A 21,990-nucleotide genomic window follows, 5' to 3' on the forward strand; every position below is an offset into this window, starting at 1 on the left:
CGTTCATTTGGCACCGTAAGCAGTCGCGACTCCGCGCCGCAAGTCGGTCACGACTAGTCATACTTGCTGGCCGTGACGGGTCCGGGAGGGTGGGGAGGTTTTCCCAACCACCTTCATTTCCCCACCGGTTGGAAGACACCGCTCGAATCCCGACGCCCGGATCCCGGCCCCCGAATCCCGAAGCTCAAGACCCGGCCCCGAGCCCTTCTCCGTGCCCACGAAAGAGTGAACAGGGCCTTCCCGAAACTCGAAACCCGGCTCCCGAAGCTCGGGCTCCGGTCGGGGCGTCAGGTTCGCAGGGCGTGGGAGGCGAGGCGGTTGGCGAAAGCGGTGACGAGGGCGCGGAGTTCGCTCGGGCACTCGATGACGAACGGCCGGTCGAGCGCGGCGAGCACCGGGGGCAGCCAGTCGAGACGCTCGGCCCGCAGCTCGACCCGCAGCCACTGCTCACCCTCGTCGGCCGTGGGCGCGAGCTCCGTCACTCCGGCGACGGTCGCGGGCAGGTGGTCGCGGACCTGCGCGACCGTCGCCCGGACCCGCAGCACCACCTCGTGGCGGTACTCCGCGGCGGCGAACCCCGCCAGCAGCTGCCGCGCCGGGTCGTGGTCCGTCGGCGCCTCGAAGGAACCGGGCAGGGGCCTGGCGTCCGTGATGCGGTCCAGCCGGAAGGTCCGCTCCTCACCGGTTCCGGGGTCCGGGCCCGTTCCGGGGCCCGCGCCAGTGACGTACCACCGGCCCTCATGGGCAACGATGCCGTAGGCGTGCAGCGTGCGTTCGCTGCGGTGGCCGGAGCGATCGGTGTACCGGAGGGAGACCGGCCGGCGGTGGCGCACCGCGTCGGCGAGGGTGAGCAGGACCTCCGCGTCCGGTACCGGCGCGGGCGCCGCGGCGGGGCGGGACGGGTCGGTGAAGGCGAGCGAATCGAGGAGCGCGGCGAGCCGGCCGGCCACGTGCTCGGGCAGCACCCGCCGGATCTTGGCCGACGCCGTCTCACCCGCCGTGCTCCCCGCCCCCGGCAGTCCCGCCCGGCGGCCGGCGGCCAGGCCGAGCAGCACGGCCAGCGCCTCGTCCTCGGCGAGCATGAGCGGGGGCAGACGGTAGCCGGGGCCGAGCCGGTAGCCGCCGTAGCGGCCACGGATCGATTCCACGGGCACGTCGAGGTCGATCAGGTGCTCGACGTACCGCCGCACAGTGCGGCCGTCGACGCCGAGCCGGTCGGCCAGTTCGGCCACGGTGCGGGTGCCTCCGGACTGGAGCAGCTCCAGCAGAGCGAGGACACGGCCGGTGGGGCGGGGCATGGCCCGAGCCTACGGCCGAAAGCGGGCGGATTCTGTCCTCTATTGGTCCTACGTTGTGACGGGCAACAACACCCTTCGATCGAGCAGACCAAGGAAGACTTCATGGATTTCGTTTCGATCCGCATCATCACCGCCGACGTCGCACGCCTCGTGGATTTCTACGAGCGGACCACCGGGGTGCCGGCCGACCGGGCCACCGAGGACTTCGCGGAGCTGCGCCTGCCCCACGCCACGCTCGCGATCGGCAGCGACCGCACCGTCCCGCTGTTCGCCCCGGGGTCGGCCCGGCCGGCGGCGAACAGCAGCGTCATCATCGAGTTCCTCGTCGACGACGTGGACCGCATCCACCGGAACCTGACCGGGTTCGTCAGCGACTTCGTCAAGGAGCCGACGACGATGCCGTGGGGCAACCGCGCGCTGCTGTTCCGCGACCCCGACGGAAACCTCGTCAACTTCTTCACGCCTGTCACTCCGGAGGCCGTCGAGAGGTTCGCGTCGCGCCGCGCCTCCTAGTCACTCGGCCGCCGGCCCACTCCCCTTCCCGGCGTCGCCCTCCAACAGGTCCTCTTCCAGTCCCTCTGCCAGAAGTTCCGCCAGGTGCCGTGCCCGTACGCCGCCCAGTTGTTCCAGCTGGGTCCGGCAGGAGAAGCCGTCCGCCAGGAAGGCCGTTCCCGGTTCCGACGCCCGTACCGAGGGCAGCAGGCTCTCCTCCGCGCAGGCCGCCGACACGTCCCAGTGGCCCCGTTCGAAGCCGAAGTTTCCGGCCAGGCCGCAGCAGCCGACGCTCAACTCGCCTGTCAGTCCGGCGCGTTCACGCAGTCGTCGTTCCGCCGCGTCACCCAGGACCGCGTGCTGGTGGCAGTGGGTCTGGCCGGTGACCGGGCGGTTCAGGCGGGGTGGTTGCCAGTCGGGGGCGTACTCCTCCAGGTACTGGGCCAATGTTCTTACCGAAGCGGCCAGTTCGGCGGCTCTCGGGTCGTCGGGGAGGAGTTCGGGCAGGTCGGTGCGGAGGGTGGCGGCGCAGCTCGGTTCGAGGACGACCAGCGGATCGCCCGGGGAGAGGTCCATCCGGTCCAGGGTGCGGCGCATGACCTTGCGGGCCTTGTCCAGTTGGCCCGTCGATACGTAGGTGAGGCCGCAGCACAGCCCCCGGCCGGGCAGCAGGGCGGTCCGGCCCGCCGACTCCAGGACCCGGACCGCCGCCCGCCCGACCTCGGGCGAGAGGTGGTTGGTGAAGGTGTCGGGCCAGACGGTGACCACGTGGTCGCCGGAGGGGATCGCCGTCCCCTTGCCCCGGTGCCGTCCGAGCCACCGGGTGAACGTCTGCCGCGCCAGGACCGGGATCGTGCGCTGCGGGGCGATCCCCGCCAGCCGCTTGGCCAGGGCGGCGAGCGGACGCATCCGGGCCAGGGTGTTGAGGACGGGGGCGAACGGGGCGGCCAGGCGCAGCCACAGCGGCAGTCGGCCCATCGAGTAGTGGGCGGCCGGGCGCAGCCGCCGCCGGTAGTGGTGGTGGAGGAACTCGGCCTTGTACGTGGCCATGTCGACGCCCACCGGGCAGTCGCTGCGGCAGCCCTTGCAGGACAGGCAGAGATCGAGGGCGTCCCGTACCTCCGTCGAGCGCCAGCCGGCCGTGATCACGCCGCCCGCCCCGCCCGCCTCGCCCGCCTCGCCCGCCTCGCCCGCCTCGCCCGCCTCGCCCGCGAGCATCTCGTGCAGCAGCCGGGCCCGGCCCCGGGTGGAGTGGGCCTCCTCGCCGGTCACCCGGAACGACGGGCACATCACGCCGGTGCTTGCAGGCCGGGCCGTACGGCATTTGGCGACGCCCACGCAACGGCGTACCGCCGCCGAGAAGTCGCCGCCGTCCTGCGGATAGCCGAACGCGACGTCCACCGGGCGCCTCGGCAGCACTTCGAAGCGGAGGTTCTCGTCGAGCCGGGCAGGGCGGGCGAGGATGCCGGGGTTCATGCCGCCGTCCGGGTCCCAGATGTCCTTGAAGCGGGAGAAGAGGGCCACCAGTTCGTCGCCGTACATGCGCGGGAGCAGTTCGGCGCGGGCCTGGCCGTCGCCGTGTTCGCCGCTCAGTGAGCCGCCGTGCGCGACGACCAGGTCCGCGAGCTCCTCGGAGAAGCGGCGGAAGCGGGCGACGCCCGGCGGGCTCAGCAGGTCGAAGTCGATCCGGACGTGGATGCAGCCGTCGCCGAAGTGGCCGTACGGGGTGCCGCGCAGTCCGTGCTCGGCGAGCAGGGCGCGGAAGTCGCGGAGGTACGGGCCGAGGCGGGCGGGCGGTACGGCGCAGTCCTCCCAGCCGGGCCAGGCCTCGGTGCCGTCCGGCATCCGGGTCGCGGTACCCGCGGCATCCTCGCGGATGCGCCACAGGGCCCGTTGCCCGGCGGGGTCGGTGACGACGGTGCCGTCCAGGACGTCGGCCGCCCGCAGGACGCGCTCGGCGTGCGCCCGCGCCTCGGCCGGGGTGGCGCCGCCCGTCTCGACGAAGAGCCAGGCTCCGCCGCGCGGCAGCCCGGCCGGTTCCCGTACGAGGTCGGCGGCCATGCCCTCGACGGTGAGCGGGTGGTACGGGAGCAGGCCGGGGGCGGCTTCGGCGGCCGCCGCCTCGTCGGCGTAGCCGAGGACCGCGAGGGCGCGGGCGGCCGGTGCCTCGACCAGTCGTACGGTCGCCTCCGTCACCACGCCGAGCGTTCCCTCGCTGCCGCAGAAGGCGCGGACGGGGTCGGTGCCGCGCTCGGGCAGGAGGGCGTCAAGGGCGTATCCGGAGATGCGGCGCGGGAGTTCGGGGAAGCCGGTGCGGAGCGGGGCGAGGTGGGTGCGGATGAGTTCGGGGAGGCCGGGCAGGGCCTCGGGGAGCGTTCCCCGGTCCAGGCGCAGGGTGTCGCCGCCGTAGCGGGTCACGGTCAGGGCGTGCGTGTTGTCGGCGGTGGTGCCCCAGGCGACCGAGTGCGCGCCGCAGGAGTTGTTGCCGATCATGCCGCCCAGCGTGCAGCGGCTGTGGGTGGACGGGTCGGGGCCGAAGGTGAGGCCGTGCGGGGCGGCGGCGGCGCGCAGGTCGTCCAGGATCACGCCCGGCTGGACGACGGCGGTGCGGGATGCGGGGTCCAGTTCGACGATCCGGCGCAGGTGGCGGGTGAGATCGAGTACGACGCCGGTGCCGGTGGCCTGCCCGGCGATGGAGGTGCCGCCGCCGCGCGGCACCACGGGCACCCCGTGCGCGCGGCAGACCGCGAGGGCGGCCGCCACGTCTTCGGCGTCGCGCGGGGAGACGACGCCGAGCGGTACGCGGCGGTAGTTGGAGGCGTCCATCGTCGTCAACGCGCGGGCGGTGGTACCGAAGTCGGCCTCGCCGCGGACCGCGGTGCGCAGGGCCTGTGCGAGTTCGGCGCGTTCCGTCGGATTCTGTTGTGCGGCCATGCGGCCCAGGATGCCGTTGATCGGGCCACTCGGCCGTCCGGCGCCGCACGTTTCCCCTGAATACGTCAATACGTCGGAATACGTCGGACGCGTAGTCACATACGTAACAAAGAACGCCACAAGCTCTTCCCAAAGAGAGCGTCAATTCTCATATAGTGACCAGGACTTACCTTGGAATTGTCAGCTCCAGTTTCCTCGTTCAGTCCCGATGTCCTGAACTGCCCCGATCCGGGCGATTCAGTTCGTCCCGCTTGCCCGATCCGTCCGTTCCCGTCCGCCCGCAAGGACTCCCCTTTGAGCCCCTCATCCCGGCCGACCGCAGTGGCCCTGCTGATATCGCTGGCCGTCACCGGATCCCTGTGTCTGTGGGCGGTCGTCGCCGCCCCCGACTCGGTACGGACCGAGCTGGCCTGGGGGGCGGGTGCAGCCGCCGTGCTGCTGTCGGCCGCCGTGGCCGTCGCGGTACAGGCCCGCGCCAACGCCGGCCGCCTGCGCGCCCGGCTCGCCTCGGAGACCCAGCGGTTCACCGGTGAGATCAGCCGCCTCGTCTCCGCCTCGGCGGCCGAGGGCCAGCGGTTCACCGCCGAGACCGCCCGGATCAAGTCCGCCGCGGCGGCCGAGACGGCGCGGCTCAGGTCCGCGGCCGAGGCCGAGACCGCCCGGATCACCGCGCAGGCCGCCGCCGAGAGCGAGCGGCTCACCACCGCGAACCAGCGGCTCACCGCCCGTGCGACCCGCAGCGAGACCGAGCGCTCCGCCGCGGTCGCCGCCTGCGCCAACGCCGCGGGCCGGATGCAGGCCCTGGCCACCAGCATGCTCGCCGACCTGCGCGAGATGGAGCACCGGCACTCCGCCGAGGACGTGCTCGGCGATCTGCTCCACCTGGACCACCGCACGGCCCAGGCGGGCCGGCTCGCCGACTCCATCGCCGTGCTGACCGGCGCCCGCTCCGGGCGGCGCTGGGCGAAGCCGATCGTGATGGAGTCGATCCTGCGCGGCGCGATGGGCCGGATCAGCGGCTACCAGCGGGTGCGGCTCCACTCGACCAGCGATGTCGCGGTCGCCGGGCACGCCGCCGAGGGCGTCATGCACGCGCTCGCCGAACTCCTCGACAACGCCGCCAACTTCTCGCCGCCCACGGCCGAGGTCCATGTGTACGTCGAGGAGGTGCCGGCCGGCATCGTCCTGACCGTCGAGGACAGCGGCCTGGTCATGAGCGATGTGCAGCTGCGCCGCGCCGAGCGTGCGGTGTCGGCCACCGACCAGGACCTGACCGGGCTGTCCGGAACCCGGCTCGGCCTCGCCGTCGTCGGCCGACTGGCCCGCAAGCACGGTCTGACCGTCTCGTTCCGGCCCTCCGCGCGCGGCGGCACGGGCGCCCTGATGATGCTCCCGCAGGAGCTCCTCACCCGAACCCCGGTCCCCGCCCCGGCCACGGCGCCCGCCCCGGCCCCGGAACCGGCGCCCCGGCCGGTACCCGAACCGGAGCCCTCGCACGGCACCGCGTCGGCGGTCACGACAACCACGACGGCGACCGCCACGGCCGACGCCCGGCACCCGCAGCACACCCAGCACACCCCGGTCACCGAACCGGCCCCCACCGAACCGGCCACCCCCGCCCCGGTGGACCCCGCCCAGGCCGACCCCGCCTCCGAGACCACCGGCAACCTCCCCCGGTTCGGCGAGAGCGGACTGCCCAAGCGCCCCCGCGGCCGTACCCTCGCCGCCGCCGAGGCCCGCGCGAACGCCCACACCGACGGCGCCGCGTCCCCCCGGCCCCGCACCTCCGACCCCAAGGAACAAGCAGCCCGTTTCAGCAGCTTCCGCCAGGCTGTTCGGGCCAACTCCCCGCACCCGGAAGAAGGCAACACCCGATGACCGCCACCACCGACGAGAAGCTCAACTGGCTGCTGGAGGGGCTCCTGGAGCGCACCCCCGGCACTCGTCACGCCCTCGTCCTGTCCCGGGACGGCCTCAAGCTGTGCCGCACCCCCGAGCTCTCCGTCGACCAGGCCGACCAGCTGGCCGCGATCTCGGCCGGTATCCAGAGCCTGTCGCACGGCGCGTCCGTCGAGTTCGGTGACGGCACCGGCGGCGTACGGTCCGCGATGGCCGAGTTCTACGGCGGCGTGCTGTTCATCGTCGAGGCGGGCGCGGGCGCCCATCTCGCGGTCGTCGCCTCCGAGGACTCCGACGTCGGCCTCATCGGCCACAACATGAGCGAGCTCGTCGAGCAGCTCGGCGAGCACCTCAGCGCCCCGCCCCGCTCCCCCGCAGCCTCCGAGGCCACCGCCGCCGACGCCGACGCGGCCGGATGACCCGCCCCCGCCGCCCCGGCCGGGACGACGACCCGGACCGCCTGTACACCCTCACCGGAGGGCGCAGCCGGTCCGACTCGGACGCGTTCGACCTGGTGACGCTGGTGGTCTCCGAGTGCGAGCCGGCCCCCGGCATGCAGTCGGAGCACGTCACGATCCTGCAGATGTGCCAGCTGCCCACCGCGGTCGTGGAGATCGCGGCGGGCCTCGGCCTGCCCGTCAGCATCGTCCGGATCATGCTGTCCGATCTGCTGGACACCGGACGGATCAGCGCCCGTCACCCCCGAACCGCCCGTGTCGCGGACCGGCTCCCCGACCCCGACATCCTGGAACAGGTGCTCGTTGGACTCCGCAACCTCTGACCGTGCCGCCCTGCGGGCCACGGCCGACAACGGACTGAAGATCGTCGTCGTCGGCGGCTTCGGCGTCGGCAAGACCACCATGGTCCGCTCCGTCAGCGAGATCCGTCCGCTGAACACGGAAGAGACCATGACCCGCGCGGGCGAGGCCGTCGACCACCTCGACGGCGTGCAGTCGAAGACGTCCACGACCGTCGCCTTCGACTTCGGCCGGATCTCGCTCGACGAACGCTCCGTGCTGTACCTCTTCGGCGCCCCCGGCCAGGAGCGCTTCTGGTTCCTGTGGGACCGGCTGTTCTCCGGCACGCTCGGCGCCGTCGTGCTCGTCGACACCCGCAGGCTCGCCGACTCCTGGTACGCGATCGACCGGCTGGAGCACCACGGCACGCCGTTCATCGTGGCCTGCAACGACTTCGGCGGCCCGCTCCACACCGAGCAGCAGATACGGGAGGCGCTCACCCTCTCGGACGACGTGCCGCTGGTGGAGTGCGACGCCCGGGACCGTTCGTCCAGCAAGTACGTACTGATCACGCTGGTCGAGTACCTCCACACCCTCTCCCGGGGCGGGGCCGCCGCCCGCTCCGCCGCCGCCCGTCCGGAGATAGCGCCGGAGATGACCCCGGAGCCCACCCCGTGACCCAGCCCCCGGCACCATCCTCCGGCTGCCCCGTCTCCCAGGGCCGCCAGCCGCTCTCCGGCTCCCGGTTCCAGACCGATCCGATCGGGCTCTACCGGGACATGCGCCGCGACCACGGGTCCGTGGCGCCGGTCGTCCTCGACGGCGGCATCCCCGCCTGGCTCGTCATCGGCTACCGCGAACTGCACCAGGTCACCGGCGACCCGGTGCTGTTCAGCCGCGACTCCGAGCTGTGGAGCCAGTGGGACCGCATCCCCGACGACTGGCCGCTGCTGCCGATGATCGGCCGCAAGCAGCCGTCGATCCTGTACACGGTCGGCCCCCGGCACACCGAGCGCGCCACGATGATCAGCAACGCGCTGGAGGCCGTCGACCCGTTCGCGCTGAAGCGGTACGCGGAGGAGTTCGCCGACGGTCTCATCGACCGGTTCTGCGCCACCGGCAGCTCCGAGATCATCGCCGACTACGCGATGCTGCTGCCCGCCCTCGTCCTGGCGAAGATCTACGGCTTCGACAACACCGTCGCCCACGCGCTCGTCGGCTCGCTCAACGACATGATCGACGGCCGGGAGCGGGCGCTGGCCGGTCAGCAGCACCTCGCCTCGTCCATGTTCCAGCTGCTGGCCGACAAGCACGCCGAGCCCGGCGACGACGTCGCGTCGCGGATGCTCGCCGACCGCGGCGGCTTCACCGACGAGGAGGTCGCCCAGGACCTGATGGTCATGATGGCCGCGGGCCACCAGCCGACCGCCGACTGGATCGGCAACTCGCTGCGGCTGATGCTCACCGACGACCGGTTCGCCGCCTCCCTGTCGGGCGGCCGGCACAGCGTCGCCGAGGCCATGAACGAGGTCCTGTGGGAGGACACCCCGACGCAGAACGTCGCGGGCCGCTGGGCCTCGCGCGACACCCGCCTCGGCGGCCGCCACATCCAGGCGGGCGACCTGCTGGTGCTGGGCATCGGCGCCGCCAACTTCGACCCGCAGGTCCGCACCGACGGCTCCACCCTGACCGGCGGCAACAACGCGTTCCTCTCCTTCGGCCACGGCGAGCACCGCTGCCCGTTCACCGCCCAGGAGACCGCCGAGGTCATCGCCCGTACCGGCATCGAGGTACTGCTCGACCGGCTCCCGGACATCGACCTCGCCGTCCCCGCCGAGCAGCTCACCCGGCGCCCCTCCCCGTGGCTGCGGGGCTTGACCGACCTGCCGTTGATCTTCACGCCCACGCTCGCCCTGGGCCCCGTCACGGAACCCGCCACCGGAGGCCAGAGATGACCCGGATAGCGCTCGACCCCTTCGTCACCGACCTCGACGGCGAGAGCGCCCGGCTGCGCGCCGCGGGCCCGCTCGCCGAGGTGGAACTGCCCGGCGGGGTGCACTGCTACGCGGTCACCCACCACGCCGAGGCGCGGCAGCTGCTCACCGACAGCCGGATCGTGAAGGACATCAACGTCTGGAACGCCTGGCAGCGCGGCGAGATACCGATGGACTGGCCGCTGATCGGCCTCGCCAACCCGGGCCGCTCCATGCTGACGGTCGACGGCGCCGACCACCGCCGGCTGCGCACCCTGGTCGCGCAGGCGCTGACCGTGAAGCGGGTGGAGCGGCTGCGGGCCGGCATCGAGGCGCTGACCACGGCGAGCCTGGACCGGCTGGCCGCGCTGCCGAAGGGCGAGCCGGTCGACCTGAAGGCGGAGTTCGCCTACCCGCTGCCGATGAACGTGATCAGCGAGCTGATGGGCGTGGACAGCGCGGACCACCCGCGGCTGAAGGAGCTGTTCGAGAAGTTCTTCTCGACGCAGACGCCGCCGGCGGAGGTCCCGCAGATGATGGCGGACCTCGGCGAGCTGTTCACGAAGATCGTCGACGGCAAGCGGAAGGACCCGGGCGACGACCTCACCAGCGCCCTGATCGCGGCCTCCGAGAACGGTGACCAGCTCACCGACGAGGAGATCGTCAACACCCTCCAGCTGATCATCGCGGCCGGTCACGAGACCACGATCAGCCTGATCGTGAACGCGGTCGTCGCGCTCCAGACCCACCCCGAGCAGCGCGAGCAGGTGCTCGGCGGTCAGGTGCCGTGGGAGAACGTGATCGAGGAGACCCTGCGCTGGAACACCCCCACGTCGCACGTCCTGATCCGGTTCGCCACCGAGGACGTCGAGGTCGGCGACAAGGTCCTGCCCAAGGGCGAGGCGCTGATCGTCTCCTTCGGCGCGCTCGGCCGCGACGAGGCGCAGCACGGTCCGACGGCCGGTGACTTCGACATCACCCGCTCCCCCAACCGGCACATCGCGTTCGGCCACGGCCCGCACGTCTGCCCGGGTGCGGCGCTCTCCCGGCTGGAGGCGGGCGTGGCACTGCCCGCGCTGTACGAGCGGTTCCCGGAGCTGAAGCTCGCCGTACCCGCGTCCGAGCTGCGGAACAAGCCGATCGTCACCCAGAACGACCTGCACGACCTGCCGGTGGATCTGGGCTGACCGGCACTCCCCGTACGCCGTTCACGGACCGGCGCGGGTGTCTCATCCGACGGACACGGTGCTCGGCCGTGTCCGGGAGGCACTACGCTCCGGTTCGTGGCCGATATCCAGATTCCCGCTGACATCAAGCCCGCCGACGGACGCTTCGGCGCCGGTCCTTCAAAGGTGCGGACGGAGGCGCTCGACGCGCTCGCCGCCACCGGCACGTCTCTTCTCGGTACGTCCCACCGCCAGGCCCCGGTCAAGAACCTGGTCGGCGCGGTGCGTCAGGGCGTGCGCGACCTCTTCTCCCTCCCCGAGGGCTACGAGGTGATCCTGGGCAACGGCGGCTCCACCGCCTTCTGGGACATCGCGACGCACGGACTCATCGAGACGAAGTCCCAGCACCTCAATTTCGGCGAGTTCTCGTCGAAGTTCGCGAAGGCCGCCAAGCTCGCCCCGTGGCTGGCCGACCCGACCGTGATCGCCTCCGACCCGGGCACCCACCCGGACCCGCGGGCCGAGGCGGGCGTCGACGTGTACGCCTTCACGCACAACGAGACCTCGACCGGTGTCGCCGCTCCGGTGAAGCGCGTCGCGGGCGCCGACGAGGGCTCCCTGGTCCTGGTGGACGCCACCTCCGGCGCGGGCGGCCTGCCGGTCGACATCACCGAGTCGGACGTCTACTACTTCGCCCCGCAGAAGTCCTTCGCCTCCGACGGCGGCCTGTGGATCGGCGTCTTCTCCCCGGCGGCCCTGGAGCGCGCCGCGCGCGTCCACGCCTCGGGCCGGCACATCCCGGAGTTCTTCTCGCTGCCCACGGCGATCGACAACTCCCTGAAGAACCAGACGTACAACACCCCGGCCCTGGCCACGCTGTTCCTCCTGAACGAGCAGCTGACCTGGATGAACACCGAGGGCGGCCTGGACTTCACCACCGGCCGCACGGCCGCCTCGGCGCAGAACCTGTACGGCTGGGCCGAGGAGTCGAAGTACGCGACCCCGTTCGTCACCGACCCGGCGAAGCGCTCGCAGGTCATCGGCACGATCGACTTCGCGGACGAGATCGACGCCGCCGCCGTCGCCAAGGCCCTGCGCGCCAACGGCATCGTCGACACCGAGCCGTACCGCAAGCTGGGCCGCAACCAGCTGCGCGTGGCGATGTTCCCGGCGATCGACCCGTCGGACGTCCAGGCGCTGACCGCCTGCATCGACTACGTGATCGAGAAGCTGTAACGATTACCCGTACGAGGAAGGGCTCCGCGCCGTCTGCGCGGGGCCCTTCCTCGTTCACTCGGTCGGGTGGCGGAACGGCTTTCGGGCTTTGGCGACCGGACCGGCCTACGCTGATGACCTCGACATCACCCCTTCAGGAGGCCCGCAATGTCTGCAGCAGCAGTCGAGCACCCCTGTGACGGTGAGCCGGAATCGCTGCTCGAAACGGCCAACAGGCTCGCGGAGCAGAACCCGGGTCACCGCGTCGAGATCATCGGAGGCGTCATCACCGTGGCCCCACCCCCGGACGGACCGCACGGCCGAGCGCTGACCAAGATCATGCGCCCCTTCATCGCAGCCGGTCTCGACGATGACGAGACGGAGGTAATTCAGGGAATCGGCCTCTGGCTCCCCGGCGGCCCCGAAGACTACGCCATCCCCGACCTGTCGGTCGTCGACGCAGATCTCGACGAGCATCTGATCGAGAACAACTGCTACGACCCCGCCGTCTTCCGCCTCGTGCTGGAGGTCACCTCCAGCAACTACAACAACGACCTGCGCAACAAGGTCGCCGCCTACTCCGAGGCCAAGATCCCGGTGTACGTGATCATCGACCGCAGGCACGGGCGGGTGCACGTCCTGACCGAGCCCATGGGCGGCGGCTACGACAGCCACGAGGTGTACGCCCCCGGGCAGACCGTCACCCTCCCCGAGTCGATCGGCGCCCCGGTGACCCTCGACGTCGACGAGCTCGTCCGGGCCGGCCGCCCCCGCGCCTGATCACCCGGCCGCCGCCACCAGCACCTCCCGGAGCCGGGCTATGCCCCGGGCCCACTCCTCGTCCCCGCCGTCGTCCCACAGCTCGCGCAGCTCCGAATTCTCGCCCAGCACCGCGTCGAGGGCCTTCACCGCGAGGGGGCGCAGGTCCGTCGCGAGGACGGGCAGCGGATTGTCGGGGCCGTACGGGGTGGTCACCGGCTCACCGCCCGGACACTGGGAGGCGACCAGCGCGGCCGCCGCGACGGCGGGAGCGCCCTCGTCGCTGTCCAGGTAGTCCGCCTCGATCGCGTCGGTCAACGCGTTACGGATCACCGCTTCCCGCTCCGCCTCCGGCTTGTCGTCGATCGCCCCGGAGAAGTCGGCGGCGCTGTCGTTGTCGAAATGGCCGGTGTCCCAAGTGCCCATGAGGTGCCCTCCGCAAGTGCTGTCCGTACGCGCTGTCCGTACGCGCTGTCCGTACGTGGTCCACTCTCACATCCACCACTGACAACGCCCCGGGTTCACTCCCTCAGTTGCCCTTCCGGCGCCGCCCCATGAAGACCAGGAATCCGATCCCGGCGAGCACGAGCACCCCGGTCAGGGTCGTCCCCTTCACGTCCCCCGAGCCGCCGCTCCCCGCCCCGGCGGACGAGGCCGACGAGTCGCCGCCCTTGGACGGCGACTGCCCGCCGCCGCCCCCGCCCCCGCCGTTCTCCACGTCCACCCGCTCCACATCGCTCTGCTTCCCCTCCGAGCCGAACATCAGCGCCGAGCCGTCCACCGTGTACGTCACGGACTCCGCCTGTCCCTGGAGCGGGGCCTGGACCGCGTGGTCGGCGCCGAGCCCGCCGTTCTCGAAGGCGTAGCCCCGAGCGCTGAAGTAGGAGCGCAGCACCAGCTCCTTGCCGTCCGGCGAGAACGCCCCGTCCGTCACCCACGGCACCTCGCCCACCCGCCGGAAGACATTGGCGGAGCCGGTGGTCAGCTTCTCCGGGCCCTCGTACAGCCCGCCGCCGTCCTCGTTCTTCGACGCGATGTAGACGCGTCCGGTCTTCGGGTGGACCATCAGCGCCTCCGCGTTGCGCGGGCCGTCCGCGTACTTCACGTCGAACTGGGTGGCCCGGACCGTCGCGTCCTTCAGTTCCTTCGGCTCCGGGAAGCGGTAGATCCAGACGTGGTCCCAGCTGCCGTTCAGGTTGTCGCCGATGTCACCGACGTACAGATCGCCGTCCGGCCCCATCGAGATGGCCTCCACGTCGCGGGGTTCGCCCACCCCCTTCATGGTGATGGTCGCTACGGTCTTCCCGGTCCGGGAGTCGACGGCGTAGACGTACGGCCCGTCGTCGCTGTCGTTGTGCGTCCAGTAGATGCCGGGGTGGGCACGGCTCGCGGCGAGGCCGCTGGACTCGGTGATCCGGGGGTCCTCGATCGTGAAGCTCCGGTCGGCCCCGTCGTCGGCCACGGCCGGGGGCGCCCCGGAGAACAGGAGCAGCGCGGCGGCTCCGGACACAGTCAGGTACGAACGCATGGCACAAGTGTCCATCGTCACGTCGCAGGCGGCAGGAGTGATCCGCGATGATGACGCCATGCGGTTCACGTTTGTCGGCGATTCCATGACCATCGGCTGCGCCGGCGACTTCACCTGGCGCTACCGGATGTGGCAGCACCTCACCTCCACCCTAGGTGCGCCGTTCGCGATCGTCGGGCCGCGCAGCGCGCTGTACGACACGACGGCGGGCGCCCCCGTCAGTCACGAGTACGGCGCGCCGGACTTCCCCGCCGGGGCCCGCGCCCATCTGGCCGGCTGGGGCGAGGGCTGGCTGCACATGGCCCCGGTGATCGCCGACACGGTGGCCGGGCACGGCACGGACGTCCTGCTCGTCTCGCTCGGCCTGATAGACCTCGGGTTCTACACGGACAGCGACCAGACCGCCCTGAACGCACGGGCGTTCATCACGGCGGCGCGCACCGCCAACCCGCACGTCAAGATGGTCCTCATGCCCGTGATACCGAACATCCGGGCCGAGTCGGACGCCCCGTTCGCCGCCGAGTGCGACCGCTTCAACGAACTCCTGGCGAAGGCCGTCGCCGACCTGGACGACCCGATGTCCCCGGTCCTGCTGGCCTCCCGCCCTCCGGGGTACGACATCCACGACGACACCTACGACGGTACTCATCCCGGCCCGACCGGCGAGCACGCGCTGGCGGGCGCGTTCGCCGACGCGATGCATCAGGCGTGGGGGCTGGGCGGCTTGTACACGCCCCGGCCGTGAGCCGTCACGAAAGGGAACGGACATGACAGGAACGGCCACCCGCTACCTCTATCTCGTCCGGCACGGCGAGGCGGCGGGGGAGGACGACGGCAGCGCGCTGACAGAGGCCGGCCGCCGCCAGGCCCAGCTGCTCGGCCGGCGGCTGCGCGAGCACCCGATCTCGGTGGTGCGCCACGGGCCGCTGGCCCGGGCCGCCGAGACGGCGAAGCTGATCGGCGAACAGCTCGACGGCGTGCCCGTCCGGGTCGCCGAGACGGCCGACGACTACGTTCCGCACTTCCCGGACCGGGCGGAGCTGCCCGCCGACAGCGCCGACCGCTTCATACGGTTCCTGGAACCGTGCACCGCCGAAGAGCGTGTGCGGGGGCCGGAGTTGGCGCGCCGCGCCCTGACGGAGCTCACCGGTCCACCGGAGGGCGACGAGGACGTCCATGAACTCGTCGTCACCCACAGCTTCCTGGTGTCCTGGCTGATGCGGGACGCCATGGACGCACCGAAGTGGCGCTGGCTCGGCCTCAACCACGGCAACGCCTCGCTGACGGTGATCCGCTACGCCCCGGGCCGCCCGGCTTCGGTCCTGGTCTCCAACGACATGCGGCATCTGCCCGACGAGCTGTGCTGGACGGGTTTCCCGCCGGAACTCCGGGTCTGAGCCGGGGACCTTCCCGGACAGGCCCTAACCGTCGTTCGAAGAGGGCCGGGCCCGCACGTGCATCCGCTCCCCCTGCTGCCCGAACAGGCTGAGGAACTCGACCGGATCGGGCCCGGCACTCGCCCACGCGTGCGGCGTACGCGTGTCGAACTCGGCGACCTCACCGGCCGTGAGCACCAGATCGTGCTCGCCCAGCAGCAGCCGCAGCCGCCCCGCCAGCACGTACAGCCACTCGTACCCCTCGTGCACCCGCTGCTCCAGCGGCCCCGTGGACCCTCGGCCGCCCGGCAGGATCTGCTTGTACGCGTGCAGCCCGCCCAGGTGCCGGGTGAGCGGCACGAACGTCATGCCGTCGCGGGTGAAGGGGCGGAAGTGGATGCGCGGGTCACCGGTGGCCGGGGCGCCGACCAGTTCGTCCAGCTGGACCCCGTACGCCTTGGCCAGTGGCAGCAGCAGTTCGAGCGTGGGCTTGCGGCCGCCGGACTCCAGGCGCGAGAGGGTGCTCAGCGAGATCCCGGTCGTCTCGCTGAGCTGGGCCAGGGTCGTGCCGCGTTCCTGGCGCAGGGCCCGCAGGCGTGGCCCGACGCCTGTCAGGACGGTCGTGATCTCGTCGTCGTCCGGTCGTTCCGCGTGCTCCGCGCCGTCTGCCATGGGCCCCATCATGTCCCCACTGTTTGCCGACGCGGCAACCGGGCGCGTCAGGACGAAAGGATCATGGCCAGCGAGAGCCGGGTCAGCTCGTCGGTCAGCCACACGGCGTCGACCTGGCGGGGCCGGCGGCCGTGGTGGGCCATGAGTTCGTCCACCGCGTGGTTGAGCACCGTGACGGTGACCTTGTGGTCCCTGGCCACCGCCTCGCCCCGGCGCACGGCCCGCTCGGCCTCGGACGTCAGGAACTCGATCCACATCGCCCGCCAGGTCGCGAGGTGGTTGTCCACCTCCCGGCTCACCCCGAGCACCTCGACGAAGGCCACCCTGGCCGCGCACTTGTCCTCGGTGACCGCCTTCACGTAGGCCTCGAAGAGCCGCCGGACCCGTTCCGTCGTCGGGCAGTCCTCCATGCCCTCCGCCATCAGGGCGTTCTCGGCCGCGCGCAGCCCGTGCGTCGCCACCTCGTCGTAGAGCGCCATCAGCAGCACCTCCCGGGAGAGGAACTCCTGATGGAAGACGTGGGTGGGCACCTTCGCGCGGGCGCACAACTCCTCGACGCCGGTGTGCGCGTACCCGTACGCACCGAACAACTCGCGCCCCGCCCGCAGGAGTCGGTCCCGGGCTCCCAGGAGCTCCATGGGCTGCCCGACCCCGTTCCGCCGGCTCGCCACGACACCCGTCATCGGTCCTCCTTCGTCGTCCGTACCGCTGCCCCCACTCTTCCCGCTCCACTCGGTCGGTGGTGGGTCCGCCACGCACTGAGGACTCCATCACTTCACGGGGTCCCCCGCCTCCGGAACTCCCCAAGAAACAACCCTCGGGGGGCGCGAGAACTGCCCCTTCACGCCTCGGCGCAGGCGCCCCCGCCCCCGTGGCGGCACCGAGCGAGCGGGGTTGTCGGCCCCGTCCCTCCCGCCTGCCAGGCCACCGCCGGGCAGTTCCGCCGGGCTCTGCCCAACTGGGCCGCGCCGCCTTGTGAATCTACGATTTCCCCTGGTGGAAAGGGGGTCCACGTGGACCGGAACATACGCTCGACGGATGACGTACTGCGGCTCATGGACGGCCTGTTCGCACGGGGCGCCGACCGGTGGACGGCCGACGCGGGCTCCTGGTGGGACGGCTTCTACGCGGACCGGGAGAAGCCCGTGCCGTTCTTCGTGGCGAAGCCGGACGAGAACCTCGTCTCGTACGTCGAGCGCGGGCTGATCGCCCCCGGCCGCGTCCTGGATCTCGGCTGCGGGCCCGGCCGCAACGCCATCCATCTGGCGTCCCTGGGCTTCGAGGTCGACGCGGTGGACCTGTCCCCGTCGGCCCTCGCCTGGGCGGCGGACCGTGCCCGCGAGGCGGGGGCGGACGTCCGGTTCCACCACGGCGACGTCTTCGAACTAGCGGCGACGGAGCCGAAGCTGTCCGGCCCGTACGACCTGGTCAACGACTCCGGCTGCTTCCACCACCTGCCGCCGCACCGCCGCATCAGCTACCTCGCCCTGCTCGACCGGGTCCTCGCCCCCGGCGGCGGTTTCGCCCTCACCTGCTTCGCGTCCGGCGAGGGCGGCATGGGCTCCGAACTCCCCGACGAGGCCTTCTACGGCCGGGGCGGACTTCAGGGCGGGCTCCGAGGGGGACTCGCCTACACGCCGGAGTCGTTGCGCCGGATCTTCTCCGGCCTGACGGAGATCGAGCTCCGCCGGATGCACGACGAGCCGTCCGACTCCCCGCTCTTCGGCGAACCCTTCCTCTGGACGGCCCTGTTCCGCCGGCCCGCCGCAGAGCCCTCCCGGCCCGCCTGACCGGCCCGGATCCGCCCGGCCCCGGCATCAGGAAGCCGCAGCACCGCCCGCGTCCAGCGCCGGGGCGATCACGGCGAAAGCCCGGTCCAGCAACGCGGCCGGGTCCTCGGCGCCATCGCTGTCGCTCCACCGCCGCAGCACGGCGTCGAAGGCGGCCAGCGCCATTCCGGCGGCCAGCTGCGGGTACAGATCAGTGTCGGGCCCGAGCCCCGTACGGTCCGCCAGCTCCGCCGTCAGATCGTCGCGCCACTGCGCCTGACGCTCCATGAAGCGTGCCCGCAGGGCGGGCGTGCGCAGGATCAGCTGGACCACGCGCAGCGCCCGCTCCGCGTGGTCGGGGTGGGAACAGGCGGCGAAGGAGACCGAGACGGCGCGCAGCAGCGCCACGGACGGGCGCTCCCCGGCGGGGCGGGCCCCCAGCTCCTCGCACATGCCCGCGCCCATGTCGGCCAGGAACTGGACGACCACGTCCTCCTTGGACGCGAAGTACCGGAAGAACGTCCGCTTGGACACACCGGCGGCGGTGACGATCTCGTCGACGGTGACCGCGTCGAACCCCTTCGACGCCAGCAGTTGCAGCGCCGCTTCGGTCAGCTCGCCCGAGACGAGAAGGCGTTTGCGCTGGGCCATGGTCACTTCGGGGCGAGAGCTCACCCACCAATGGTAACCCCATGCCCTGCATGACACTCAGGCGCGTCTTGACACCGAGTGCCAGTGGAGGCAACGTGTGTCACATGACACGGCAACAGCAGTGGACCACCGAGCAGATCCCGGACCAGACCGGCCGGGTCTGCGTCGTCACCGGAGCCAACAGCGGCCTGGGCCTGGCGACCGCGCGGGCGCTCGCCCTCCGGGGCGGACACGTGATCCTCGCCGTACGCGACGAGGAGAAGGGCCGCCGGGCGGCCGGGGAGATCACCGCCGGACAGCCGGACGCCGGCCTGGAGGTGCGCCGGCTCGACCTGGCGGACCTGGAATCGGTCCGGGCCTTCGCCGACCGCCTGCACGCCGAACACCCACGGCTGGACGTGCTCGTCAACAACGCGGGGGTGATGGCGCCGCCCCGGTCACTGAGCGCTCAGGGCCATGAACTCCAGTTCGCCTGCAACCACTTGGGCCACTTCGCGCTCACCGGGCTGCTGCTCGACCTGCTGTCCGCCGGGCGCGATCCCCGTGTGGTCACGGTGAGTTCGGCCAACCACCGGCAGGGGCGGCTCTTCCTCGACGACCTCTCGGGCGAGCGCAGGTACTCGCCGATGGGCTTCTACAACCAGTCGAAGTTCGCCAACGCGGTCTTCGGCCGGGAGCTCCACCTGCGGCTGACCGCGTCCGGCAGCCCGGTGCTCAGCCTGCTCGCCCACCCCGGCTACACCTCCACCGGCCTTCAGACCAGCGCACCGGTCGGCCTGGTGAAGCTGCTGTACGGCCGCCTGCTCACCCCGCTCGCCCAGACCCCGGCGCGCGGCGCCCTGCCGCAGCTGTACGCGGCGACCCACCCGGACGTGCGGAGCGGCGAGTTCATCGGGCCGGACGGCCCGGCCGAGCTGCGCGGCGGGCCGACCCGGGTGCGGCTGTCCCCCGAGGCGGCGGATGCCGGGACCGGTCGCCGCCTGTGGGAACTGTCGGAGCGGCTGACCGGCGTCCGGTTCACGTTCCCGGCGTCGGTCTAGACCCTCATGCACCGCGGCCGGTGAAGCGCGTGCTTCACCGGCCGCGGCGTTGTTCCGTACGGTCAGGCCTTGCCGGTGCAGATGGCGTCGTACGGCCGTCCCGGGCTCGGGAACAGCTCCAGCGGCTCGCTGCCGGACGGGCATTCCTCGGCGGTCTTCGTCAGGTCGAGCACCTTGTTCACACCGCTGCCGCCACCGGCACAGGCGACCTCCTTGGCCTGGTCGTTCACGCAGTCGCCCTTCACCAGCTGGCCGCCGCCCGCACCGGCGTCACCGGGGTGGTCACCGCTCAGGTTGCGGCCGCAGATGGTCTTGCTGGGTATGCCGGCGCTCGCGTCGCCGGAACCGAAGGAGACCTTCACCGAGATGATCGCGTCCGTGCCGGCCGGGCACTGGATCGAGTCGGCGAACATGGCGCCGTCCTTGATCTCCAGGGCCTTGAGCGTCGCCTTGGAGTCGTCGCAGTCCAGCGGCTGGTAGGCGTCCTTCTTGCTGCTGTCGGGACCGGCGCAGTCGCCGACCTTCCAGTCCTTGGCCTCATGGGTCCCGTCGCTCGACGACTTCTGGCAGGCGGTGGCCGCCCCCAGGACGAGTGCGACGGCCAGCACCGCCTTCGAGCCGTTCAGGAGAGCCTTGCGAGAGCCGCGTCGCGCGGGGGAAACGGTGCTGCTTCGGCTGCCGCCGTGGGGGTGCGTGCTGCCGTTGACTCTCATGCTGCTCCTTGGAGTTCGGGTATGTGGCGCGGCCCGCACAAGCACTCGGCGTGGCCCGCGCATGGTGGCGCGCGCGTGATGACGACGGGACCGGGCGCCGCGGTTCCCGCTCCGCCGGATTCAGCTTCCCTGCGGGACCGGAGCGGCGAACTCCACGTCTGCGGCGCGCGCCACGACCTCCAGATCGCTGCCGAGGGCCCATTCGGCGACCCGCGAGACCGCGGCGGCCGGGACGGCGCCGCTGATCCCCGGCGCGGCCGGGATGTCGTGCGTCGCGTGCGCGTCGTGCGGCATGACGACCCGGTACCCCAGCTCCAGCGCCGTACGGGCCGTCGCCTGTACGCACATCTCGGACATCACCCCGCAGACGGCGAGCGCCCGCACCCCCGAATCCCTCAACAGGGCGCCCAGCGGCGTCCCGTGGAACCCGTCGTCCCTCAGCTTGCGGATCACGACCTCCGTGTCCGAGGCGTCGACGCGGTGGTGAAGCTCCCAGCCGGGCGTCCCCGGCTCGTCCCCCGCCCCGGGCCGCCCGTCGTTCTGCACATGGACGACGAGCGCCCCGCCCTTCCGCGCCCGCGCGATCAGCCCCGCCGTCCGGTCCACGAGCCGGTCCGCGCCGGGCACCGCCCGTTCACCGACGACCGCGTCCGCCTGGACGTCCACAACGAGCAGTGCCTGTACGGGAAGTGCGCGATCGCTCATGCCGTCATCATGTCCGTCGGCACCGGTGCGCCTCCACCCGTTTTGGATCCCTGCCACAGGACCGCCCGCCGCCCCGCGCTAAGCCCTCAGCCCCACGACGCCCCAGCCCCGCCCGGCCGCTTCGGTGAGGACGTGCCCCCACTCCGCCAGCAGCCGGGCGAACTCGTCGAAGTCGGCGATCCAGCCGTCGGGTACCGCGGCGTGCTCGTCGAAGGCCTCGCGCAGACCTTCGAGCCGTGGCCGTACGCCCTCCCAGGTCGCGACCAGCTCCCGGACGCTCCGCGGTGACCGGGCGACCATCAGGCCGTACGTGCCTCCCGGGTCGTCGGCGAAGAAGTCCAGGTCCGTCCGCCCCGACTCGCCGTCCACGCCGTCCCAGATCAACCCGAGCAGGAAGCTGTCCAGCTCGGCCCGCAACAGCGGATCGGCGTGGTCCCGCACGTGATCCCAGCGGTGCGTGGCCCAGAAATGCGGCTTGTACGAGCCCAGGGTGTGCAGGAATTCGTAGACGGCGAAGCGGCCGCTGTTCGGACCCTGCGGCCACTTCCAGTCGCCATCGACGTTCGGGGCGTCGTGGTCCCACAGCCCTGTCTCGTCGGCGTCCCAGGCGTTCTCCAGCCGGGACAGCCGCTCGCGCGGCGGTACCTCGCCCAGCCATGACCAGTCGGTGATCAGCACCGTTATGTCGACCCCCATGGCGCGAGGCTACCGGCCACGGCCGGGTCGCCGACGCGGTTGCGCCCACCCATCGCGTAACAGATGTACATCTGATACATTCGCAACATGAGTGAGCCTGTCATCGAATCCATGGCGGAGGTTCGCCGTCACCTCGCCGATGTAATAGACCGTGCACACCGGGACGACACCCCGACGATCATCACGCGCCGTGGCAGGCGCGAAGCCGTGCTGGTCGATATCGACGAGTACCTGCGTCTGAAGCAGGCCGCCGAACAGCAAGAGGACGAGTGGCTGAACCGGCTGGCCGACGAAGCCGAGTCCGAGGGTCTGGACGGTTCGGTCTCCATGGAGGAAATGGCCGCACTCCTCCGATCGGCGCCCTGAC

Annotated in this window: 24 protein-coding genes; 14 read left to right on the forward strand and 10 right to left on the reverse strand. The window is 71.8% G+C overall.

The genetic code is table 11. The features are described from left to right. Nucleotides 1-287: 287 nt before the first annotated feature. Nucleotides 288-1,298 carry a helix-turn-helix transcriptional regulator gene (locus ACFYY7_RS14890; protein WP_388661584.1) on the reverse strand — a complete coding sequence of 337 codons (1,011 nt, stop codon included), beginning with the start codon at nucleotides 1,296-1,298 and terminating at the stop codon, nucleotides 288-290. A 102-nt stretch (nucleotides 1,299-1,400) separates the two neighbouring features. On the opposite strand from ACFYY7_RS14890, the gene ACFYY7_RS14895 reads away from it, so the two are divergent. Beyond that, complete coding sequence (locus ACFYY7_RS14895; RefSeq protein WP_388661585.1) at nucleotides 1,401-1,811, forward strand: VOC family protein; 411 nt, start codon at nucleotides 1,401-1,403, stop codon at nucleotides 1,809-1,811. Here the strand turns inward: ACFYY7_RS14895 and ACFYY7_RS14900 are convergent, their stop codons facing one another. Then, nucleotides 1,812-4,724 (reverse strand): FAD-binding and (Fe-S)-binding domain-containing protein, encoded by a 2,913-nt coding sequence (locus ACFYY7_RS14900; protein WP_388661587.1) that lies wholly within the window; start codon nucleotides 4,722-4,724, stop codon nucleotides 1,812-1,814. Between the two features lie 294 nt (nucleotides 4,725-5,018). On the opposite strand from ACFYY7_RS14900, the gene ACFYY7_RS14905 reads away from it, so the two are divergent. The 8 genes from ACFYY7_RS14905 to ACFYY7_RS14940 all read left to right on the forward strand — a co-directional run bounded on the left by ACFYY7_RS14905 (nucleotide 5,019) and on the right by ACFYY7_RS14940 (nucleotide 12,494). Continuing rightward, nucleotides 5,019-6,602, forward strand: coding sequence for a sensor histidine kinase (locus ACFYY7_RS14905; protein ID WP_388661589.1), 1,584 nt, complete (start codon nucleotides 5,019-5,021; stop codon nucleotides 6,600-6,602). After that, on the forward strand, nucleotides 6,599-7,042 hold the full coding sequence (locus ACFYY7_RS14910; protein WP_388661591.1) for a roadblock/LC7 domain-containing protein: 444 nt from the start codon (nucleotides 6,599-6,601) through the stop codon (nucleotides 7,040-7,042). Before ACFYY7_RS14905 ends, ACFYY7_RS14910 begins: the two co-directional genes overlap by 4 nt. Next, nucleotides 7,039-7,404: a DUF742 domain-containing protein gene (locus tag ACFYY7_RS14915; RefSeq protein ID WP_388661593.1), complete on the forward strand. Its 366-nt coding sequence runs from the start codon at nucleotides 7,039-7,041 to the stop codon at nucleotides 7,402-7,404. The genes ACFYY7_RS14910 and ACFYY7_RS14915 overlap by 4 nt, the downstream gene beginning before the upstream one ends. Beyond that, a complete protein-coding gene (locus tag ACFYY7_RS14920) occupies nucleotides 7,385-8,038 on the forward strand; it encodes an ATP/GTP-binding protein (protein ID WP_388661595.1) in 654 nt (217 codons plus the stop codon). The genes ACFYY7_RS14915 and ACFYY7_RS14920 overlap by 20 nt, the downstream gene beginning before the upstream one ends. Next, entirely contained in the window at nucleotides 8,035-9,315 is a 1,281-nt protein-coding gene (locus tag ACFYY7_RS14925; protein WP_388661597.1) for a cytochrome P450, read from the forward strand. Before ACFYY7_RS14920 ends, ACFYY7_RS14925 begins: the two co-directional genes overlap by 4 nt. Next, nucleotides 9,312-10,520, forward strand: a complete 1,209-nt coding sequence (locus ACFYY7_RS14930; RefSeq protein WP_388661598.1) for a cytochrome P450 — start codon at nucleotides 9,312-9,314, stop codon at nucleotides 10,518-10,520. The genes ACFYY7_RS14925 and ACFYY7_RS14930 overlap by 4 nt, the downstream gene beginning before the upstream one ends. 96 nt (nucleotides 10,521-10,616) lie before the next feature. Beyond that, nucleotides 10,617-11,735, forward strand: a complete 1,119-nt coding sequence (gene serC, locus ACFYY7_RS14935; RefSeq protein ID WP_388661599.1) for a phosphoserine transaminase — start codon at nucleotides 10,617-10,619, stop codon at nucleotides 11,733-11,735. A 147-nt stretch (nucleotides 11,736-11,882) separates the two neighbouring features. Continuing rightward, nucleotides 11,883-12,494 carry a Uma2 family endonuclease gene (locus tag ACFYY7_RS14940; protein ID WP_388661601.1) on the forward strand — a complete coding sequence of 204 codons (612 nt, stop codon included), beginning with the start codon at nucleotides 11,883-11,885 and terminating at the stop codon, nucleotides 12,492-12,494. On the opposite strand, the gene ACFYY7_RS14945 is transcribed toward ACFYY7_RS14940, so the two are convergent. Beyond that, nucleotides 12,495-12,899, reverse strand: coding sequence for a DUF4259 domain-containing protein (locus tag ACFYY7_RS14945; protein ID WP_388661602.1), 405 nt, complete (start codon nucleotides 12,897-12,899; stop codon nucleotides 12,495-12,497). A 103-nt stretch (nucleotides 12,900-13,002) separates the two neighbouring features. After that, nucleotides 13,003-14,001 (reverse strand): WD40 repeat domain-containing protein, encoded by a 999-nt coding sequence (locus tag ACFYY7_RS14950; protein WP_388661604.1) that lies wholly within the window; start codon nucleotides 13,999-14,001, stop codon nucleotides 13,003-13,005. On the opposite strand from ACFYY7_RS14950, the gene ACFYY7_RS14955 reads away from it, so the two are divergent. Then, complete coding sequence (locus ACFYY7_RS14955; protein ID WP_388661606.1) at nucleotides 14,000-14,746, forward strand: GDSL-type esterase/lipase family protein; 747 nt, start codon at nucleotides 14,000-14,002, stop codon at nucleotides 14,744-14,746. The genes ACFYY7_RS14950 and ACFYY7_RS14955 overlap by 2 nt on opposite strands. 22 nt (nucleotides 14,747-14,768) lie before the next feature. Further along, nucleotides 14,769-15,398 (forward strand): histidine phosphatase family protein, encoded by a 630-nt coding sequence (locus ACFYY7_RS14960; RefSeq protein WP_388661609.1) that lies wholly within the window; start codon nucleotides 14,769-14,771, stop codon nucleotides 15,396-15,398. A 24-nt stretch (nucleotides 15,399-15,422) separates the two neighbouring features. On the opposite strand, the gene ACFYY7_RS14965 is transcribed toward ACFYY7_RS14960, so the two are convergent. Together ACFYY7_RS14965 and ACFYY7_RS14970 are read right to left on the reverse strand one after the other, a co-directional pair. Next, on the reverse strand, nucleotides 15,423-16,049 hold the full coding sequence (locus ACFYY7_RS14965; RefSeq protein ID WP_358944661.1) for a helix-turn-helix domain-containing protein: 627 nt from the start codon (nucleotides 16,047-16,049) through the stop codon (nucleotides 15,423-15,425). A 47-nt stretch (nucleotides 16,050-16,096) separates the two neighbouring features. Further along, entirely contained in the window at nucleotides 16,097-16,732 is a 636-nt protein-coding gene (locus ACFYY7_RS14970; protein WP_388661611.1) for a TetR/AcrR family transcriptional regulator, read from the reverse strand. A 330-nt stretch (nucleotides 16,733-17,062) separates the two neighbouring features. Between ACFYY7_RS14970 and ACFYY7_RS14975 the strand changes: the two genes are divergently transcribed. After that, entirely contained in the window at nucleotides 17,063-17,839 is a 777-nt protein-coding gene (locus tag ACFYY7_RS14975; protein ID WP_388661613.1) for a class I SAM-dependent methyltransferase, read from the forward strand. A 27-nt stretch (nucleotides 17,840-17,866) separates the two neighbouring features. Here the strand turns inward: ACFYY7_RS14975 and ACFYY7_RS14980 are convergent, their stop codons facing one another. Further along, nucleotides 17,867-18,469 carry a TetR family transcriptional regulator gene (locus tag ACFYY7_RS14980; RefSeq protein ID WP_388662012.1) on the reverse strand — a complete coding sequence of 201 codons (603 nt, stop codon included), beginning with the start codon at nucleotides 18,467-18,469 and terminating at the stop codon, nucleotides 17,867-17,869. Nucleotides 18,470-18,573: 104 nt separating this feature from the next. On the opposite strand from ACFYY7_RS14980, the gene ACFYY7_RS14985 reads away from it, so the two are divergent. Further along, complete coding sequence (locus tag ACFYY7_RS14985) at nucleotides 18,574-19,509, forward strand: oxidoreductase (protein ID WP_388661615.1); 936 nt, start codon at nucleotides 18,574-18,576, stop codon at nucleotides 19,507-19,509. A 62-nt stretch (nucleotides 19,510-19,571) separates the two neighbouring features. On the opposite strand, the gene ACFYY7_RS14990 is transcribed toward ACFYY7_RS14985, so the two are convergent. The 3 genes from ACFYY7_RS14990 to ACFYY7_RS15000 form a co-directional block, all read right to left on the reverse strand. Then, nucleotides 19,572-20,222 (reverse strand): hypothetical protein, encoded by a 651-nt coding sequence (locus ACFYY7_RS14990; RefSeq protein ID WP_388661617.1) that lies wholly within the window; start codon nucleotides 20,220-20,222, stop codon nucleotides 19,572-19,574. A gap of 120 nt (nucleotides 20,223-20,342) precedes the next feature. Further along, nucleotides 20,343-20,927, reverse strand: coding sequence for an isochorismatase family protein (locus ACFYY7_RS14995; RefSeq protein WP_388661618.1), 585 nt, complete (start codon nucleotides 20,925-20,927; stop codon nucleotides 20,343-20,345). Nucleotides 20,928-21,005: 78 nt separating this feature from the next. After that, nucleotides 21,006-21,623 carry a hypothetical protein gene (locus tag ACFYY7_RS15000; RefSeq protein WP_388661620.1) on the reverse strand — a complete coding sequence of 206 codons (618 nt, stop codon included), beginning with the start codon at nucleotides 21,621-21,623 and terminating at the stop codon, nucleotides 21,006-21,008. 87 nt (nucleotides 21,624-21,710) lie between these two features. Between ACFYY7_RS15000 and ACFYY7_RS15005 the strand changes: the two genes are divergently transcribed. Continuing rightward, nucleotides 21,711-21,989: a type II toxin-antitoxin system Phd/YefM family antitoxin gene (locus ACFYY7_RS15005; RefSeq protein ID WP_388661622.1), complete on the forward strand. Its 279-nt coding sequence runs from the start codon at nucleotides 21,711-21,713 to the stop codon at nucleotides 21,987-21,989. Nucleotide 21,990: the final 1 nt, after the last annotated feature.

This window comes from Streptomyces sp. NPDC001933 (assembly GCF_042890955.1).
In the GTDB taxonomy this organism is placed as follows: Bacteria; Actinomycetota; Actinomycetes; order Streptomycetales; family Streptomycetaceae; genus Streptomyces.